This window comes from Actinomadura sp. NPDC048032 (assembly GCF_040653175.1).
Lineage (GTDB): Bacteria > Actinomycetota > Actinomycetes > Streptosporangiales > Streptosporangiaceae > Spirillospora > Spirillospora verrucosospora.
Genome location: NZ_JBEZJP010000689.1, coordinates 1 through 2,534 on the forward strand (window position 1 = coordinate 1; position 2,534 = coordinate 2,534).

At 73.9% G+C, this 2,534-nt stretch carries 3 protein-coding genes; all 3 read right to left on the minus strand.

Features of this window, described 5'->3' with window-relative positions:
• The coding region (locus AB0C69_RS41080) for an amidohydrolase family protein (RefSeq protein ID WP_360362069.1) at positions 1-1,268 on the minus strand (1,268 nt) is incomplete at its 3' end.
• Positions 1,265-2,155, minus strand: coding sequence for a dipicolinate synthase subunit DpsA (locus AB0C69_RS41085; protein ID WP_360362072.1), 891 nt, complete (start codon positions 2,153-2,155; stop codon positions 1,265-1,267). The genes AB0C69_RS41080 and AB0C69_RS41085, both read right to left, overlap by 4 nt.
• Before the next feature lie 8 nt (positions 2,156-2,163).
• A partial coding sequence (locus tag AB0C69_RS41090; RefSeq protein WP_360362075.1) for an NAD/NADP octopine/nopaline dehydrogenase family protein occupies positions 2,164-2,534 on the minus strand: 371 nt, incomplete at its 5' end.

Genomic DNA, 2,534 nt, shown 5'->3' on the forward strand with positions numbered 1-2,534 from the left:
GCACCTTCCTCGCCTACGCCATCGCGCCGGACGCGTCCCGCGTCTACTGGTCGCGCACCTTCTACGACACCTCTCGCGTGGGCGTGACCTACATCCAGGTCGACGACGACCAGATCGGCGTCCGCGCCGATCTGGATCACGCCCTTGCGCGGGAGGAGGCCGAACCGGCGGGCCGGGTTGTAGGAGTTCATGCGCACCAGGTCGCTGAGCGGCAGGCCCCGCTCATGCACCCCGTGGTGCAGCATCAGCGGCAGTTCCCATGAGAACGAGACCACGCCCGGCTTCTCCGACCACAGGTCGCCGCCGTTCTTGCGGAACGGGACGTGGTCGGTGCCGATCGTGCCGACGGCTCCGTCCAGCAGCGCGCGCCACAGCCCGTCCTGCTCGTGCCGGTCGCGCAGCGGCGGGGAGATCTTGGCGCGGGCGTCCAGGTCGTCGTCGTAGGCGGTCCGCGTCAGGTAGTGCGGGCAGGTCTCGACGGTCACGTCCACACCGCGGGCGCGCGCCTCGGCGGCGATCCGCGGGCCGCGGCCGACGGAGGTGTGCACGATGTAGAGGGGGCACCCGGTCAGCTCGGCGAGCTTGATGACCCGGACGATGGCCTCCTCCTCGACGAACGCCGGGCGCGACTCGGTGTAGGCGCCCAGGTCCTGCCGCCCGGTGGCCTTCATCTCCTCCTTCAGCATGGCCGCGAGCTCGGTGTTCTCGCAGTGCACGGAGACCACGCCCCGGGGCAGCCTGGCCGCCTCGCGCATGGCCCCGAACACCCATGCGTCCGTCGAGGAGCGGATGCCGATGGGGTTGCCCGGCTCGTAGCCCATGTGGCACTTGAACGACTGGACGCCGGTCTCGGCGGCGACCCGCGGGATGTCGGGGATGTGCTCCTCGCGCTGGATCCCCCAGTGGAACCCGAAGTCGATGGTCGACTGCGCCTCGCCGCGGGCTCGCCGCTCCTTGTAGAAGTCGACGTAACCGCCGTCGGGGTTGCGCGCGAACAGCAGCACGGTGGTCACGCCGCCGCTCGCGGCGGCGGCGGTCTCGGTGCGCATGTCGTCGTCGTAGTCGTAGTCGACGCCCAAGTGGCAGTGCGGGTCGACGACGCCGGGCAGCAGGGCGCGCCCGTCGAGGTCGATCTCCCGGGCGCCGGCCGGGAGGTCGCCGTCGGCGCCGACCGCGACGATGCGCCCGTCGCGCACCGCCACGCCGCCGTGGAACTCACCGGTGTGGGTGACGACGCGCCCACCGCGCAGGACGAGATCAGCCTTCATGACTTCCCCTTCTCGATCTCGGCGATCCGGCGGGCGATCCCGGACCACTGGCTGGCCCCGACGGTCACGGGGGCGCGGCGGCCCAGCCCCCGCGCCCACACCGCCCGGTGCCCGAGGCCCCGCGCGGCGTCCAGGTCGATGCCGCCGGGCGGCGCGGCCAGGTCCATGACCAGGCTCGCCGGGGGCAGCGCCTCCAGGACCCGCCGGTCGACGACCCGCGAGGGGACGGTCGAGAACAGCATCGACAGCCCGGCGGCCTGCCCGGGCAGTTCGTCCAGCGGGTGGGGGACGCAGCCCGCGCAGAGCGCGTCGGCGCGCTGCACCGGGTTGCGGGCGAACAGGTGGACCCGTGCGCCGAGCAGGACCAGGGTGCGGGCGAGCAGGCGGCCGATGTTGCCGTGGCCCACCACGCCGACCTCGGCGGCGTGGATCGTCACGTCGGTCTCGGCGATGGCGATCTGCAGCGCGCCCTCCACGATGGCGGGGCCGCGCAGCAGCATCAGCTCGGTGTCGTGCTCGTACTCGACCAGCGCGACGTCGTGCTCGGCCGCGGCCTTGCGGAGCCGCTCGTCGGACCGGCCGAGGATGATCGTCGCTCCGGGCGCGAGCCGGGCCAGCAGGCCGGCGTCGGGCAGGATCGGCTCCGGGGAGGCGGGGGCGAACAGGGTGCCGTCCGCGGCGATCCCCGGAATGGGGAACAGCGCGTAGTCCGCGCCGTCCATGGCCTCGGCCGCCGACGCCGTGGGGACGACGCCCGCGATCGGGCTCCCCGACAGGGGGAAGCCGTAGGTCCGGACCGTCGCGCCGGTGGCGGCGGCGAGTCTGGCGATCTCCTGTTCGCGCTCGTCGCCGCCGACGACCGCGATCACTCGTTGTGGCAGTTCCATGCGTCCTCTCAGGCTCCGACGGCGGCCATGACGCCGTCCGCGTCCAGGCCCGCCAGTCCCAGCCGGGCGGCGTTCAGGCCCTCGGCCGATGGGTCCTCGCCGGTCGCGGCCGCGCCCAGCGTGAGCAGCGCCCCGGCGGTCGGCACGGGCACGCCCGCGATCCCCGCGAGGGCGGTGAAGGGCAGCAGCCCGAACGGCAGGTCCTCCCGGTAGTAGCGGTGCGCGAACGAGCCGGGGGCATTGATCTTCTGGTTGGCCGTCCCGCCGCGCACGGCGCCGACCACGTCCCCGCGCTCCGCCGCGACCGGGTCGGCCGTGCACCGGCTTCTCGTGGTGCGCGACCTTCGGACGGTCCGAGTTCGGCGGGTCGGCCAACGCC